The sequence below is a fragment of the Micromonospora sp. WMMD1219 genome, assembly GCF_049315215.1.
Lineage (GTDB): Bacteria > Actinomycetota > Actinomycetes > Mycobacteriales > Micromonosporaceae > Micromonospora > Micromonospora tulbaghiae.
Genome location: NZ_CP186057.1, coordinates 6,381,676 through 6,397,114, shown reverse-complemented (window position 1 = coordinate 6,397,114; position 15,439 = coordinate 6,381,676). Strand labels below are relative to the sequence as shown.

Here is a 15,439-nt window from a genome sequence, read left to right as displayed (position 1 = left end):
GCGTGCAGGAACGGAAATCCTATCCGCCGCCGGTGCGGAGCCGAGCGGGCGTCGGCTCGCCGGGAACGTCCCGGTTCCCCGGGGTAGGGTGCCCGGAATGACCAGCGCGCCGACCGTCACCCGTGCCCCACGACTGCCGTCGCTGACCGGATTGCGGTGGGTCGCCGCGCTGCTGGTCTTCGCCTTCCACGCCGGCACCATGGGGATCGTCGCCGAACCGCACCTGAAGGCCGTGGTGGACAAGGCGTTCAGCCTGGGCCTGTCCGGCGTCGAGTTCTTCTTCATCCTCAGCGGGTTCGTGCTGGTCTGGTCGTACCGGGACGGGGAGCGCGCCAGGACGTTCCTGCGCCGCCGGTTCGCCAAGATCTACCCGAACCACGTGGTGACGTTCGTCGCCGCGCTGGCGATCGCGGCCTGGTTCGCCGATCCGGTCGTGCCGTGGGCCGCGATCGCCAACTTCTTCCTGGTCCAGGCGTGGATCCCGCTGGGCGGCTACTTCTACAGCGTCAACAACGTGAGCTGGTCGCTCTCCTGCGAACTGGCCTTCTACCTGTGCCTGCCGCTCGTGGTGCCGTGGCTGCGCCGGGCCCGTACCGGCGTGCTGCGCACCGTGCTGGTCGCGGCGCCGCTGCTCATCCTGGCGCTGTGGCCCGGCCAGCACCTGGTGCCGGAGGAGCAGCGGTGGTGGTTCACCCAGATCTTCCCGGTGACCCGGTCGCTGGAGTTCTGGATGGGGGTGGCCGCCGCCGAGCTGATGCGCCGGCACCGCTGGCGCGGACCGAACCTCGCCGTCGCCACCGGGCTGTTCGTCACCACCTGGGTGGTGGCCGCGCTGTGGATCCCGGCCGAGTTCTGGGCGGCACTGCTCGCGGTCGCGTACCTGCTGGTCATCGCCGCCGCGGCGGACGCCGACGTGCGGGGCCGGCCCACCCCCTGGCGGTCCCGCGCGATGGTCTGGCTCGGTGAGGTCTCGTTCGCCTTCTACCTGGTCCACGTGCTGGTCATGGTCACTGTGCTGCGGCTGACCGGGCACTGGGGGACCGGGCTGCCCGGCTGGCGCGGCCCGGTCGCGGTGCTCGGCTTCCTGGTGGTCACGCTCGCGCTGGCCGCCGCGCTGCACCGCTGGGTGGAGCTGCCGATGATGCGCCTGCTCGGCCCGTCCCGCCGGGCCCGCACGGCGTCGCGCGCACCGGCCGTGCCGGCTCCACGCGGGTCCGCCGAGGACGCCGCCACCCCGGCCGCCGACGGGGGCGCGACGTCCGTCGCCCGTCGGGCCGAGGGCATCGAGTACGCCGGGCGGCGTCGCCCGGACTGACACGCGCCGTCGTCTGCCGGCCGGTCCGCGACACGCCGTGCGGCGGTGCGTTCGTGGGGGATCGGCGGTAATTTGTACCCGTGCTTCCGATCGCGCTCACCTGCCCCGTGTGGTGGGTGGCGCGCTGGACCGCCCGGATGCTCGCCAGTCTCGCCGTGGTGGTCGCCTGTTCGTTCGGCGCCGCCACGCTGCCGTCCGGTGTCGCCGCTGCCGCCCCGGCTCCGGCGGTCGCCGCCTCGGCGTACACGGTCACGGGCGCCTCGACCGCCGCGCGGCCGGAGGTCGACCGCGTGGCCGAGCGGCCGGCCTCGCCCGCCGGTGTCCCGGCGCCCGCTCGCCGGGCGACGGTCCCGGCCGTCGCGGAGCCGGTCCCGGCCGGACGGGCCGCCGCGCCGGCCGGCCCACGGGCCCCGCCCGCCCGCTGATCCGCCCACGGGCCGCGCCCGTTCCCGCACCCACCGAACGTCATCCCCGCACCCGCCTCCCGGTGGCCCGCCCGCCCCGGCCGGCCGTGCGGCCCTCCCGCCAGGTTCTTCCCGTGAGGTGCCGACCATGTCGCAGACCGCTCTGTACCACTTCCTCACCTCCGTGCCCGAGGCCGCGGCCATCTGGTCCTTCCTGCTGCTGCTCGCGCTGGGCCTGCTCGCCGCGCTCGTCGCCCGGCCCGAACGCGAGCCCGCGCCGGACGCCGTCCCCGAACCGGCCGACGCCGACGCCGCCCGCCGCGACGACCTGGTCCGGTACGCCGAGGAGGTGGCGGTGGCCGCCGCCGGGGCCGCCCAGACGGCCCGCCGCCGCCGGGAGCGGTGGCTGGCCGCGCAGGACGAGGCGGAACGGGCCTGGACCGCGTACGACGAGGCGGACGCCGCCGCCCGCCGCCTGGCCGGCGCCGCCGCGCTGGCCGCCCCGCGCACCCCGCGCACCCCGGCTGAGTACGCGGCCCGGGAGCGCTGGCTGCACCACGCCGCCATGACGGCGCACTGGCGGGGCGACCTGACCGCCCGTCAGCTCGCCGACGTGCTGGCGGGTCGCAACGGGTGGGATCCGCGCCGGCACCCGGCCGAGCAGGAGACCGTGCTGGCACGCACCGTCCGGGACGGTCGCCGGGCCGGATGGGAGAGCGCCGCCGAGCGGGAGCGGGCGGCGTGGCGGGACGCGGAACTGGCCGCCGAGGCCGCCCGGACGCTCGCCGCCGAGGCGTACGCCGCCACCGTGGCGCTGCGGCCCGCCCCGGTGTACCGGAGCGCGACGGCGAGCGCCCAGCCGGTGCCCGCGACGGTCCGCAACGCCCGGTGGCGCCCGGCCCGGGTCGGCTGAGACGACCGTCTCGACCGAATCGTTACCCGGAATGTGGTGAGCCCGGTCACCCGGGCCGCCGAAACGGGCGTCCGGCGCGGAACAGGTCATCGAGTCGCGCGATTGCCGGGCCGGTGCTGGCCGTCTGTCCGCTTTCCGCCGCCGGGTGCCGTCGAAACTGCTTGTCCCATTGAGCGAAGTCAGTAACCGGGTGTTCCGAAATCCGTTACCGCGGATCACGTTTACGCAGGTGGGAGCGCTTGGCATGGGACATACCCACCGGTAGTGTCGGCGCGTCCGATGCGGTAATCGATCGCCGACGGCGACGCCGCACCGACCCGCCTAATCGTGTTCCACGAACCGGGGACCCATGAGCACCATCGGGGTGAATCCGCGAGCCACGGCCCGCGGTAGGGCGTACTTCCCGCCCGAATCCGTCAGCTAACCCGGTCGGCGGCCACGGAAGGAGTACCCCTCTTGCCCACCCCTCGATCGTCCCCCCGCCTCCACGGCACCGCGGTGCCCGCGCTCGCCTGACGCGCGACCGGCAACCGCCCCCTGGGCGCCCGGCATCACGGGCGTTCCCGATCCCCCGGCCATCCGGCCCCGCCAGCACGTGTGAGTTCCTCCGCGTGCCGGGCCGGCGTGCGCCGCTCACGCCCCGTGGAGGATTTCGTGAAGCACCACCTGAAGCGTCAGCTGCGACGGATCGTCACCGAGCGCCCGTACCAGATCATCGCCGGATCGGCCGCCGCGCTCGTGCTGGCCGCCGGCGCCGGCACCGTCGCCACCGCCGGTGACGACGCCCCGGTCGAGGAGAACACCGCGGCGGTCGCCGATCTCGGCGCCGCCCGTCTCGGCGAGCAGCCCGCCAGCCGCGGCGAGGCCCGCATCGCCGTCCCGCCGGCGTCGCCCAGCGCCTCCGCCGCGCCCAGCGCGTCGCCGAGCGCCTCCCCGTCGAAGAAGGCCACGGCCGACCCGGACACCACGCCCAAGGCCAAGCCGAAGCCGCCGTCGAGCAAGTCGCTCGACTACGACTACCAGGCGCAGATCAACTACTTCTACTGCGGTCCGGCCGCCGTGCGCAACGCGCTCAGCGCCGCCGGCATCGAACGCAGCCAGGACGCGCTCGCCGGCCCGCTCGGCACCACCGAGATGGGCACCAACTCGGCCGAGGACACCACCCGGGTGCTCAACCAGCAGGTCAAGGGCAACCCGTACCGGACCCGCATGATCCCCGGCACCGCCACCCCGGCCCAGATGGACCGGCTCCAGGCCGACGTGGTCGAGGCGATCACCAACGGCCGCGCGGTCGTCGCGAACGTCGCCGGCACCGCCACCGACACCAACGGCGGCTGGCACTCGTTCCCGGGCGGCCACTACGTCGCCGTGGTCGGCTACAAGGACGACGGCCGGACCGTGCGCATCGCCGACTCGGCCGACCCGTCGCTGCCGTCGTACTGGGTCACCACGATCGACCTGGCGAACTGGGTCTCCACCCGCGGCTACTCCGCCTGACCCCGCCCGGCCCCGCTGATCTTGCAGTTGCGGCCCCGTCACAACGGGCAAGCCGGGCGTCCCACGGGCCGAAACCGCAAGATCGACGGGATGGCGGGCGACGAGGCTGGCCGGGGTGCGGTCTCGCGTGTCCGGGGCGGGCGGTGGCAGACTGCGCCAATGGGCGATGCGACGGGGAAGCGGCACCTGATTCTCCTGCACGGCATGGGTGCCACCGGCGAGGTGTGGCTGCCCTGGGCGCCGCTGCTGGAACGCCGCTGGCCCGGCCGCTGGCTCGCCCCCGACCTCGCGGGACACGGCTGGTCGCCCTCGCTCGACGGCTACTCGTTCGAGGCCCTGGCCCAGCGCGTGGTCGACGGGCTCGGCCCGGTCCGGCTCAGCCCGGACGACCGGCTGGTGCTGCTCGGGCACTCGCTCGGCGGCGTGGTGGCGCTGGCGCTCGCCGCCCGGCAGCGAGGGCTTCCGGTCGACGCGGTGGTCGGGCTCGGCATCAAGGCGGTCTGGTCCCCGGCCGAACTGGCCAAGTCGGCGGAACTGGCCGCCCGGCCGGTCACCTGGTTCGCCACCCGTGACGAGGCGGCCCGCCGCTACCTGCGGGTCTCCGGGCTCGCCGGGCTGTTCGCACCGGACCATCCGGTGGTGGAGGCGGGGCTGCGCCGGGTGGACGGCCGCTGGCGGCTCGCGATGGACCCGGCCGCGTTCGCGGTCGGGGAGCCCCGGCTGCCGGCCCTGCTGGCCGCCACCGGTGTGCCCGTGCTGCTGGCCCGGGGCGAGCTGGACCCGATGGTGACCGACGCGCAGCTCAAGGAGCTGGGCGTGCCGGTGGCGACGCTGCCCGGGCTGGGCCACAACGCGCACGTCGAGGATCCGGAGGCGGTGCTCGCCCTGCTCGACCCGTACCTCTGAGCGGGCCTACACCTCGGCGCGCGGCGCCGGGACCGCCCAGTCGGGTTCCAGCTCCCGGCGGGCGGCGGTGAGGAACGCCTCGGCGTACCCGTCGGCGGGGAAGTCGCCCAGGTACCGGGTCCGCGCCGCCCAGCGCCGCGCCGCCTTCGGGTCGGCGTCGAGCAGGTCGGTGAGCACTTCGTCCACGTTGGACATGTCACGCCGCAGCACGTAGCCGGACGCCGCGAGCGGGAACCGCTCGACGAAGTGCGCGCCGTCGGCGCCGGTGTCGGTGACCGCGTACGGCTTGCCGGAGTAGAGCCAGTCGGAGATGACCCCGGACACGTCGGAGACCAGCGCGTCGGCGCGGTTGACGCACTCGGTGAGCGTCAGCTCGCGGCTCGCGGCGGCGCCCCACAGGTGCGGCCGGCCGGTCTTCGCCCGGTCGGCGGCGAGCAGTTCGGTGAGCCGGGCGAGCTGACGGGCCGAGGCCGGGTTCTTGCCGGTGTACGGGTGGGCGCGCAGGATCACCGCGGCGCCCCGGTCGATCAGCCGGCGGATCAGCGTCTCGGCCACCGGCAGCGAGCAGTAGTTCGCGTCGGCGTGGTGCCCGGTCCAGGTCGGGGTGTAGAGGACCGTGGGGTGCGCCGGTGCGGTGACCGGCTCCCGGCGTACCTCGATGGCCTCGACCTGGGGCCGGCCGACCACGACGAACTTGTCGGCGGGGATCTCCACGCCGGCGCGGGCGTACCTGTCGATCGCGGCCTGACCGGCCACGAAGATCTTGTCGAAGATGGCCGAGACCGGGTTGGCGCTGGGGGCCTTGTCGCTGTCGCCGTGGTGCAACTGCACGTGGGTGAGCTGGTTGAACCGGATCACGTGGGCGTTCTTCGCGCCGTGGTTGACGTAGAACGCCACCCGCAGGCTCGGCACCAGCGCCTCGTCGAGCGCCTTCAGCGTGGGGCAGAGGACCACCGGGGCGCGGGTGGCGGCGGCCACCGTGGACAGGAACTCCGGCTCGCGCAGCACCACCACGAACGGGCGGCCGATCCGCTCCAGGTACGGCAGCCACATGGTGACCTGGTACTCCGAGCCGGGCGGCGCGGAGAAGTGCAGCAGGAACTCGGGCTGGTGCCGGCGCAGCGCCCGGCCGACCGGGCCACCTCCGGCGGGCGGGCGGAACCGGCGCCGGGCGAGATCCAGCGCGACCGCCCCGCACCCGGCGCCGACGAGCAGCGCGGCGGCGAGCGCCGACCAGGCGGGCAGCGCCAGGGCGGCGGCGAGCGCCACCACGGCCAGCAGCGCCAGCAGCGCGTCGCCGAGCCGGGCGGCGACGACCGGTGTCCACGTACGGACCGGGAGGTTCGCCGCCCGGATCTCCAGCGCGCCGGCCTGCCGCAGCGGCCCGACCAGCAGCACCAGCCCGAGCAGGACCAGCGCGGTGGCGGCCAGCGCCGGGTCGAAGCCGTCGTCGAGGCGCCGGGCGTGGCCGACCAGGACGCCGGCGGCGACGAGCACCGTCTCGGCGAGGCCGTCGGCGGACGGCCGGACCCGGCGCTCCCAGGCGGTGGCGGCGAGCGCCGCGACGGCCAGGGCCAGGCCCCAGCCGGTGGCGCCGGTGAGCGCCACGACGAGGAAGGCCAGCACCGCCAGCCCGGTGGTCAGCACCCGGGCGAGCAGCTTGCGGACCAGGTCACCACGCATCTGGTACGTCCCGTCGGGTTCAGGCGTCGGCGGACAGCTCGGACCGGTGCGGGCCCGGCTGGGCCGGTACGGCGGCGACCTGCTCGCCGGGGGACCGGCGCACGTCGACCACCTGGCCGGTCAGTTCGGAGATCAGCACGTCCAGGGACGCCTGCGCGACCGCCTCGGAGGAGAGCAGCGTGTGTTCCGGCTCCTCGCCGAACGCCCGCGTCCGCATCGGGGTGGCGGTGCGTTCCGGGTTGACGCAGTTGACCCGTACGCCGAACTCGGCCCACTCGTCGGCGAGCGCCTGGGTCAGGTTGACCAGCGCGGCCTTGGTGGCCGAGTACAGCGCGTAGCGGGCCCGGCCCCGGGTGTACGAGCTGGACGTGTAGAGCAGCAACTGGCCCTTGGTCTGCTGGAGGTACGGCAGGGACTGGCGCGCGATGGTGACCGGGCCGACGAAGTTGACGTGCAGGAGACGGTCCATCGTCTCCGAGTCCATCTCGGCGAGCGCGCCCTTCTCCAGGATGCCGGCGGTGACCACCACGTGGTCGATCCGGCCGGTCGCCTCGAACGCGGTCTTCAGCGCGGCGGCCACGTCCTCGGCGCGCTCGACGTGCGTGCCGGTGGTGGAGCGGCTGAACGGGAAGACCTGGGCGCCGTAGCCACGGGCCAGCTCGGCCAGGTCGTGGCCGATGCCGTAGCTGCCGCCGAAGACCACGATGGTCCGGCCGGTCAGCTCCTCGGCGTAGCTGCGGTGGTCGGTCAGGCGGGGCGCCTGGGCGGCGGCGAGCTGGAACAGCTTGTCGGCCAGGTGCACGTCGACCGGGTGGGTGACCTTGATGTTCTCGTCCGAGCCGTCGATCACCTTGATCGGCGTGCCGGGCAGGTAGCGCAGCACCACACCGCAGTCGTCGGTGGCGGCGAAGCCGGGGTCGCCCTCGGCGCGGCGGTACGCCTCCCGGATGGTGCCGGAGCGGAACGCCTGCGGGGTCTGGCCGCGGCGCAGCCGGGAGCGGACCGGAATGTCGGTGATGCAGTCGTCCGCGTCGACCTGGATGATCGTGTCGGCGGACGGGATGGCCACGTCGACCGCCGAGTACGTCCAGAGCGCGTTCACGCACTCGCGCACGATCCGGGCGCTGACCAGCGGGCGGACCGCGTCGTGGAAGAGGATGTTGACGTCGCCCTCGCCGACCGCGTCGAGCGCGATCCGGGTGGTGTCGTTGCGGGTCTCGCCGCCCTCGATCACCTGGGTGACCTTGCGGAAGCCGGCGTCGGCGACGATGCGCCGGGCGTCGTCGACGTGACCGGTGGCCATCAGCACGATGATCTCGTCGATCTCCGGCGCGGCCTCGAAGACGGCGAGGGTGTGCTCGATGATCGGCTTACCGGCGATCTTGAGGAGCTGCTTCGGGATGCCCAGCCCGAGGCGCGTGCCGGTCCCCCCGGCGAGGATCACGGCCACCGTACGCGCGGGGCGCCAGGGTGCCGGGTTCGCCGGCGCGGCGTCCGGTGCGGTGGTGTGGTCCTGCGTCATTGCCGTACCTCACTCTGGGTGAAAGGGGATGGATCCGAAAACATTAACGCGTACGCCGGAGCGCACCGCTCCGGGCGGAACCCGGTGCGGTGCGCTCCAGGGCGCTACTTCTGGTTCTCGTACGCGTCGCAGACCTCCTTGGTGGGGCCGTCCATCTTCAGGACGCCGCTCTCCAGCCAGATGGTCCGCTCGCAGGTGTCCCGGATCGAGCCGATCGAGTGGCTGACCAGGAAGACGGTGCCGGCGCTGTCGCGCAGCTCGCGGACCCGCTGCTCGCTGCGGACCCGGAACTTGCGGTCGCCGGTGGCCAGCGCCTCGTCGATGAGCAGCACGTCGTGCTTCTTCGCCGAGGAGATCGCGAAGCGCAGCCGCGCGCCCATGCCGGAGGAGTAGGTGCGCATCGGCAGCGAGGCGAAGTCGCCGCGCTCGTTGATCCCGGAGAACTCGATGATCTCCGGGGCGATCCGCTTGACCTCCTCCGGCGGCATGCCCATGGCCAGGCAGCCGAGCACCACGTTGCGCTCGCCGGACAGGTCGTTCAGCAGTGCGGCGTTCACGCCGAGCAGCGACGGCTGGCCCTTGGTGTAGACGGCCCCGCGGGCCGGCGGCAGCAGGCCGGCGATGGCGCGCAGCAGTGTGGACTTGCCGGAGCCGTTGCTGCCGATCAGGCCGATCGCCTCACCCTCGTACGCGGTGAAGCTCACGCCCTTGACCGCGTGCACCTCGCGGATGTTGGGCGCCTTGCTGCGGGAGACGATCCGCTTGAGCGCGGAGACCGGGGTGGTGCCGCCGGTCGCGCCCTTGTGGATCCGGTAGATCACGTGCACGTCGTCCACCACCACTGTGGGGACGCGACCCGAGTCGGTCACCGGGCCGGCGTTCAGCGGCAGGGTCTGCTCAGCCACGGCCGTACTCCTTCTCTCCGCGCCAGAAGTAGACGAACCCGCCGATGCCCATCACGACCGCCCAGAACAGGCCGAGCGCCCACAGCTTCAGCGGGGAGCTCACCAGGTTCGCCTGGTGCGAGTCGAGCAGCGCGTAGCGGGCCAGCTCGATGAAGACCAGCGGTGGGTTCCACTCCAGGATGTTGGCCGCCCACGACGGCAGGTGCTCGCGGATGAGCGCCACCGGGTAGAGCACGCCGGAGGCGTACAGCCAGGTGCGCATCACGAACGGCATGATCTGCTTGAGGTCGGTCGCCTTGGAGCCGAGACGGGCCATCACCATGCTGAGCCCGACGTTGAAGATCGTCTGCAGCAGCAGCATCGGGACGATCAGGATCCAGCGGAAGGTGATCGGCTCGCCGGTGACGAGCACGATGCCGGCCAGCACCACCATCGACATGAGCAGCTGCTGGAGCTGCACGAGCGTGACGGTGATCGGCAGCGCGGCCCGGGGGAACTGGAGCGCCCGGATCAGGCCCAGGTTGCCGGTGATCGCGCTGACGCCGTTCGTCGCCGCCGTCTGGGTGAAGATGAAGATGAACACACCGGTGCACAGGTACGCGATGAAGTTCGGCACGTTCTTGTGCTGAGCCAGGATCAGACCGAAGATCAGGAAGTAGACCGCCGCGTTGGTGAGCGGTGTCAGCACCTGCCAGAGCTGACCGAGCTGGGTGTTGCTCAGCGAGGAGGCGACCTTCGCCCGCGAGTACGCGGTCATGAAGTGCCGGTACGCCCACAACCTGCGGGCGTACTCACCCAGGGCGGGTCGTTCCCCGGCCACCCGTAGCCCGTACCGCTGGGCCAGCTGGGCCCGGGTCAGTCCGGATTCGGGGTCGGCCACCGCGGTGTTGGCCATGTTCAGGCGCTCCGATCTTTCGTGCTGATGGGGAGCATTGCGGTGAAAGAGATCCAGCGTGGCCGGGCGGGGAGGAGCCGCCTCGCTGCTGCATGGAAGGTAGTCCACCGAACGTCGGGACGCAACCGTACCGTCGTTGCGCTACATTGTTCCACGTGACGACCGAGAAGAGGCGTGCCCCGGCCGGCGCGGCGGTGCTGCGCGGGGAGATCACCAGTGCCATCCGCGCCGCCGTGATGCAGGAGTTGGCCGAGGTGGGCTACGGTCGCCTCTCCATCGAGGCGGTGGCCCGCCGGGCCGGTGTGAGCAAGACCGCCATCTACCGCCGCTGGCGTTCCAAGCTCGACCTGGTGCTGGACATGGTCTCGGCGGTGGCCGGGCGGAACATCCCGCTGCTGGACACCGGCAGCCTCCTCGGTGACCTGGAGATCCTGCTGCACGTGATGGCGCGCGCGCTGCGTCACCGGCTGGCCGCGCAGATCATCCCGGACCTGCTGGCCGAGGCGGCCCGCAACCCGCAGATCGCGGAGAAGTTGCAGGCCGCGCTGGACGACTACCAGCAGGCCGTGGGGCGGATCCTGATCGGCCGGGCGGTCGAGCGTGGTGAGCTGTCCCCGGACACCGACCGGCGCGCCGCCGTCGATCTCATCGTGGGCCCGGTCTACTGGCGGATGGCGATCTCCCGGGCCGCGCTGGAGCCCACCGAGGTGCCCCGGATGGCGGCCGCGATCGTCGCCGCGCTGCGGGTAGCATGCGTGGGGCCTGTACGCGACGAGGTGGAAGTCTGAACCCCGGGCCGCCCCCGGAGGGCCGTCGTCGATCATGAACAGAAGGTCACATCCGGTCGGACAATCAGTGCAACCCGCTGGTTTTCCCGACAGACCGGTACCATCCCCCGAAATGTCCCTCATGAACCACGCGTCGACAGGAGGAAGCCCCATGCTCGGGCCGCATCCAGAGTTCATTCCCCCCGCACGGCCGATCATCGGCGAGGCCGAGATCGAGGCGGCCGTCCGGGTGCTGCGGAGCGGCCGGGTCGTGCAGGGCCCCGAGGTCGCCGCGTTCGAGGAGGAGTTCGGCGACCTCGTCGGCGGCCGGCACTGCGTCGCTGTCAACTCCGGCACCTCCGCGCTCCAGCTGACGCTGATGGCGCTCGGCTTCGGCCCGGGTGACGAGATCATCGTCCCGTCCTTCTCCTTCGCCGCGAGCGCGAACGCGGTCCGGCTGGTCGGCGCCGAGCCGGTCTTCGTGGACATCGAGCCGGGCAGCTTCTGCGTCGACCCGGAGGCGGTCGCCGCCGCGATCACGCCGAAGACCGTCGCGATCATGCCGGTGCACCTCTACGGCCACCCGGCCGCGATGGACCGGATCATGGCGATCGCGCAGCAGCACGGCCTGGCCGTGGTCGAGGACGCCGCGCAGGCCCACGGCGCGTCCCTGCACGGCACCCCGGTCGGCGCGTTCGGCACCGCCGGCTGCTTCAGCTTCTACCCCACGAAGAACATGCACGCCCTGGAGGGCGGCATGATCAGCACCGCCGACGCCGAGCTGGCCCGGACCCTGCGGCTGCTGCGCAACCAGGGCATGGAGCAGCGGTACGCCAACGAGATCGTCGGCGCCAACATGCGCATGACGGACGTGGCCGCCGCGATCGGCCGGGTGCAGCTCGCCCAGCTCGGCGAGTGGACCGAGCAGCGCCGCGCGAACGCCAAGTACCTCGACTCGAAGATCACCGGCATGGTCACCCCGCCGGTCGCGGACGCCGCCCGCCACGTCTACCACCAGTACACGGTGCGCGTGACCGGCGACCGGGACGCCGCCATGGCCCGCCTCACCGAGCTGGGCATCGGCAACGCGGTCTACTACCCGACCCCGATCCACCGGCTCAAGCCGTACCTCACCGCCGACGGCAAGCCGGGCCCGTGGGACCTGCCGGAGACCGAGCGGGCCGCCGCCGAGGTGGTCTCGCTGCCGGTGCACCCGTCGCTGAGCCCCGCCGACCTGGAGCGGATCGCCGAGGGCGCGAACCTGGCCGGCGGTGCCCGATGAGCGACGGTGGACGGAAGCTGCGGGCCGGCCTGATCGGCCTCGGCGCGATGGGCCGCAACCACGCCCGCGTGCTGTCCAACCTGGACGGCGTCGAGCTGGTCGGTGTGGTCGACCCGGCCGGCGACGTGACCGGCACGCTGCGCGCGCCCGTCGTGCCCGAGCTCAGCGACCTGCTCGCCCTCGGCGTCGACTACGCGGTGGTGGCCTGCCCGACGGCGCTGCACGAGCCGATCGGCATGGAGCTGGCCGCCAACGGCGTCTGCGCGCTCATCGAGAAGCCGCTCGCCCAGTCCGTCGGCGCCGCCACCCGTCTGGTCGAGGCGTTCGAGAACGCCGGCCTGGTCGCCGGCGTCGGGCACATCGAGCGCTACAACCCGGCGCTGCAGAGCCTGCGTACCCGCCTGGAGGCGGGTGAGCTGGGCGAGGTGTTCCAGGTCGTGACCCGGCGCCAGGGCCCGTTCCCGCACCGGATCGCCGACGTCGGCGTGGTGATGGACCTGGCCACCCACGACATCGACCTGACCGCCTGGGTGACCGGCCAGCAGTACAGCTCGGTCGCCGCCCGCACCGTCTCGCGCAGCGGCCGGCTGCACGAGGACATGGTCGCCGTGGTCGGCCAGCTCGCCGACGGCACGATGGTCAACCACCTGGTGAACTGGCTCAGCCCGCTCAAGGAGCGGTCGACCGTGGTCACCGGTGACAAGGGCTGCTTCGTGGCCGACACGCTCACCGCCGACCTGACGTTCTACGCCAACGCCGCCATCGACACCGAGTGGGAGGCGCTGCGCGCGTTCCGCGGCGTGGCCGAGGGCGACATGGTCCGCTACGCCATCCCGAAGCGGGAGCCGCTGCTGGTCGAGCACGAGCGCTTCCGCGACGCGGTGGAGGGCAAGGAGAGCGACATCGTCACCCTCCGGCAGGGCCTGCGGACCGTCGACGTGGCCGGTGCGGTGCTGCGCTCGGCGACCGAGGGCGTCACGGTGGCCATCCCGCCGGCAGCGCGGGGCTGACCCGTGAAGGTTCTGATCGCTGGCGGCGCCGGCTTCATCGGCAGCACCATCGCCTCGGCCTGCCTGGACGCCGGCATCACCCCGGTGATCCTGGACAATCTCAGCACCGGGCGGGCGGAGTTCGTCCAGGACCGCACCTTCTACCGCGGTGACATCGCCGACTCGGCGCTGGTCGACCGGATCTTCGCCGAGCATCCGGACATCGAGGCGGCGGTGCACTGCGCCGCGCTCATCGTCGTCCCGGACTCGGTCGAGCACCCGTTGCGCTACTACCGGGAGAACGTCGGCAAGACCGTCGAGTTCCTCGACGCGCTGGTGGCCAACGGGTGCGCCCGGTTCCTGTTCAGCTCCTCCGCGGCGATCTACCAACCGGGGGACGACTTCGCGGTCGACGAGACCTCCCCGGTCGCGGCCACCAGTCCGTACGGGGAGAGCAAGGCGATGGTCGAGCGGGTGCTGGCGGACAGCGCCCGCGCGTACCCGCTGCGGGTGATCTCGCTGCGCTACTTCAACCCGGTCGGCGCCGACCCGAAGATGCGCACCGGCCTGCAGTTGCCCCGCCCGTCGCACGTGCTCGGCAAGATGATCGAGTCGGCCCGAACCGGCAGCACGTTCCAGGTCACCGGCACCGACTGGCCGACCCGAGACGGCTCCGGCATCCGCGACTACGTGCATGTGTGGGACCTCGCGCAGGCCCACGTCGAGGCGCTGCGCCGGTTCGACACGGTGCTCGCCGGCGACCGCCGGTACGAGGTGTTCAACCTCGGCACCGGCGACGGCACGACGGTGCGGGAGTTGCTGGACGCGTTCAACACGGTGCTCGGCCGGCCCATCCCCACGGCCGTGGCGCCGCGCCGGCCGGGTGACTCGGCCGGCACCTACACCCGCAGCGACCGGGCCCGGCGGCATCTCGGCTGGGTGCCGACGCTCTCCCTCACCGAGGGCATCCAGCACTCGCTGCAGTGGGCCGAGCTGCGCGACGAGTTGCTCGGCCCGGCGGACGAGGCGGCCACCGCAGCGCGCGTACCCGCCCCACGCTGAGCCGTACGAAGAAGGGCCCCACCGGTGGCGGTTTTAAGGGGTCGTTGCAACACGTTGGTTAGTCGGTGACGGCTAGGAGCTTAGCGAGGCGCTCGGCTGGGGTGTCCCAGCCGAGCGTTTTGCGTGGGCGGGCGTTGAGTTCGGCGGCGACGTTGGCGAGGTGGTCGGGGCTGTGGACGGCCAGGTCGGTGCCTTTGGGGAAGTACTGGCGCAGCAGCCCGTTGGTGTTCTCGTTGGAGCCGCGTTGCCAGGGTGAGTGCGGGTCGCAGAAGTAGACCGGCATCTGCGCGGTGATGCTGAACTGGTGGTGCATCGCCATCTCGATGCCTTGGTCCCAGGTCAGAGACCGTTTCAGGTGGTGCGGCAGGGTGGCCATGGCGGTGAGCAGGCCGTCGCGGACCCGGTCGGCGCTGCGGCCGGCGCCCAGGTGCACGAGCAGGACGTAGCGGGTGCAGCGCTCGACAAGTGTGCCGATGGCGGAGCCGTTGTCCTTGCCGATGATCAGGTCGCCTTCCCAATGTCCGGGCACGGCACGGTCGTCGGCCTCGGCGGGCCGTTCGCTGATCATCACTATGGGATAGGTGAAGCGTGGCTGGCGCTGACCAGGCTGGCGGCGGGGACGTCGCACCGCGCGGCCGGTGCGCAGCGCGGTGGTCAGTTCTCGACGCAGTTCGCCACGGCTCTGGACGTAGAGCGCCTGGTAGATCGTCTCGTGTGATACGTGCAGCTCGTTCCGCTCGGGAAAGTCGCGGCGCAGCCGACGGCTGATCTGTTCCGGGCTGTGCTTGCGATCCAGCATGGCCTGGACGTGTTCCCGCAGCGCCGGGCACGCGGCGATTTTGCCGATCTTCGGACGAGGCCGCCTGCTGTCGGGCGTTGCTGGGCTGCGTAGGGCGGCCGGTAGTCACCGCTGTCCGGGTGCCGATTGCGGCGGATCTCCCGGCTGATCGTGCCCGGCGAACGCCGCAGCTCAGCCGCGATCGCCGCCTGCGAGGCACCCTCCCGCAGCCGATCAGCGATCACGATCCGCTCGGCCTGGGACAGAAACCGGTCCGACACGGTCAAAGACCGGGCAGCGGGACGTACTCCCTGCTGCCCGGCCTTCGTCTGGATCGTGCGGCCGTACCGCCAGCGGTGACCAGTCTTGCGATTGATCCCGACCAGCCGGCACGCTTCACTCGTACTTACACCCCGCGCCACAAGATCCAAATATGCCTGGCGCTCCGCGCGAAGCTTCTTCGGTCCCTGCGGCCGGCGATCCCCACGGATCTCGAACACTGCAGCCCCTGATCAGTCAGG

General features: G+C 72.5%; 13 protein-coding genes, 1 pseudogene and 1 riboswitch. Of the genes and pseudogenes, 9 read left to right on the top strand and 5 right to left on the bottom strand.

The window, feature by feature from the left end:
- Window positions 1-97: 97 nt before the first annotated feature.
- The 5 genes from ACN27C_RS29860 to ACN27C_RS29840 all read left to right on the top strand — a co-directional run bounded on the left by ACN27C_RS29860 (window position 98) and on the right by ACN27C_RS29840 (window position 5,035).
- Complete coding sequence (locus ACN27C_RS29860) at window positions 98-1,315, top strand: acyltransferase family protein (RefSeq protein ID WP_422749586.1); 1,218 nt, start codon at window positions 98-100, stop codon at window positions 1,313-1,315.
- Between the two features lie 80 nt (window positions 1,316-1,395).
- On the top strand, window positions 1,396-1,740 hold the full coding sequence (locus ACN27C_RS29855; protein ID WP_422749584.1) for a hypothetical protein: 345 nt from the start codon (window positions 1,396-1,398) through the stop codon (window positions 1,738-1,740).
- A gap of 127 nt (window positions 1,741-1,867) precedes the next feature.
- Window positions 1,868-2,632 carry a hypothetical protein gene (locus ACN27C_RS29850; RefSeq protein ID WP_422749582.1) on the top strand — a complete coding sequence of 255 codons (765 nt, stop codon included), beginning with the start codon at window positions 1,868-1,870 and terminating at the stop codon, window positions 2,630-2,632.
- Between the two features lie 308 nt (window positions 2,633-2,940).
- Window positions 2,941-3,082: riboswitch (cyclic di-AMP (ydaO/yuaA leader) on the top strand.
- 204 nt (window positions 3,083-3,286) lie between these two features.
- Window positions 3,287-4,129 (top strand): C39 family peptidase, encoded by an 843-nt coding sequence (locus tag ACN27C_RS29845; protein WP_422749580.1) that lies wholly within the window; start codon window positions 3,287-3,289, stop codon window positions 4,127-4,129.
- Between the two features lie 159 nt (window positions 4,130-4,288).
- A complete protein-coding gene (locus ACN27C_RS29840; RefSeq protein WP_422749578.1) occupies window positions 4,289-5,035 on the top strand; it encodes an alpha/beta fold hydrolase in 747 nt (248 codons plus the stop codon).
- 6 nt (window positions 5,036-5,041) lie between these two features.
- Here ACN27C_RS29840 and ACN27C_RS29835 read toward each other — a convergent pair whose 3' ends face one another.
- The 4 genes from ACN27C_RS29835 to ACN27C_RS29820 all read right to left on the bottom strand — a co-directional run bounded on the left by ACN27C_RS29835 (window position 5,042) and on the right by ACN27C_RS29820 (window position 10,040).
- Complete coding sequence (locus ACN27C_RS29835; RefSeq protein WP_422749576.1) at window positions 5,042-6,718, bottom strand: CDP-glycerol glycerophosphotransferase family protein; 1,677 nt, start codon at window positions 6,716-6,718, stop codon at window positions 5,042-5,044.
- 19 nt (window positions 6,719-6,737) lie between these two features.
- Entirely contained in the window at window positions 6,738-8,240 is a 1,503-nt protein-coding gene (locus ACN27C_RS29830) for a D-ribitol-5-phosphate cytidylyltransferase (RefSeq protein ID WP_422749574.1), read from the bottom strand.
- Between the two features lie 104 nt (window positions 8,241-8,344).
- Entirely contained in the window at window positions 8,345-9,145 is an 801-nt protein-coding gene (locus tag ACN27C_RS29825; RefSeq protein WP_349877988.1) for an ABC transporter ATP-binding protein, read from the bottom strand.
- A complete protein-coding gene (locus ACN27C_RS29820) occupies window positions 9,138-10,040 on the bottom strand; it encodes an ABC transporter permease (protein ID WP_422749572.1) in 903 nt (300 codons plus the stop codon). Before ACN27C_RS29820 ends, ACN27C_RS29825 begins: the two co-directional genes overlap by 8 nt.
- 155 nt (window positions 10,041-10,195) lie before the next feature.
- Between ACN27C_RS29820 and ACN27C_RS29815 the strand changes: the two genes are divergently transcribed.
- The 4 genes from ACN27C_RS29815 to galE all read left to right on the top strand — a co-directional run bounded on the left by ACN27C_RS29815 (window position 10,196) and on the right by galE (window position 14,140).
- Window positions 10,196-10,828, top strand: a complete 633-nt coding sequence (locus ACN27C_RS29815; protein ID WP_349877986.1) for a TetR/AcrR family transcriptional regulator — start codon at window positions 10,196-10,198, stop codon at window positions 10,826-10,828.
- A gap of 151 nt (window positions 10,829-10,979) precedes the next feature.
- Entirely contained in the window at window positions 10,980-12,089 is a 1,110-nt protein-coding gene (locus tag ACN27C_RS29810; protein ID WP_422749569.1) for a DegT/DnrJ/EryC1/StrS family aminotransferase, read from the top strand.
- Entirely contained in the window at window positions 12,086-13,099 is a 1,014-nt protein-coding gene (locus tag ACN27C_RS29805; RefSeq protein ID WP_422749567.1) for a Gfo/Idh/MocA family protein, read from the top strand. Before ACN27C_RS29810 ends, ACN27C_RS29805 begins: the two co-directional genes overlap by 4 nt.
- Window positions 13,100-13,102: 3 nt before the next feature.
- Complete coding sequence (gene galE, locus ACN27C_RS29800) at window positions 13,103-14,140, top strand: UDP-glucose 4-epimerase GalE (RefSeq protein WP_422749565.1); 1,038 nt, start codon at window positions 13,103-13,105, stop codon at window positions 14,138-14,140.
- Window positions 14,141-14,198: 58 nt separating this feature from the next.
- Here the strand turns inward: galE and ACN27C_RS29795 are convergent.
- Window positions 14,199-15,349, bottom strand: a pseudogene (locus tag ACN27C_RS29795) (IS30 family transposase).
- Between the last annotated feature and the right edge of the window lie 90 nt (window positions 15,350-15,439).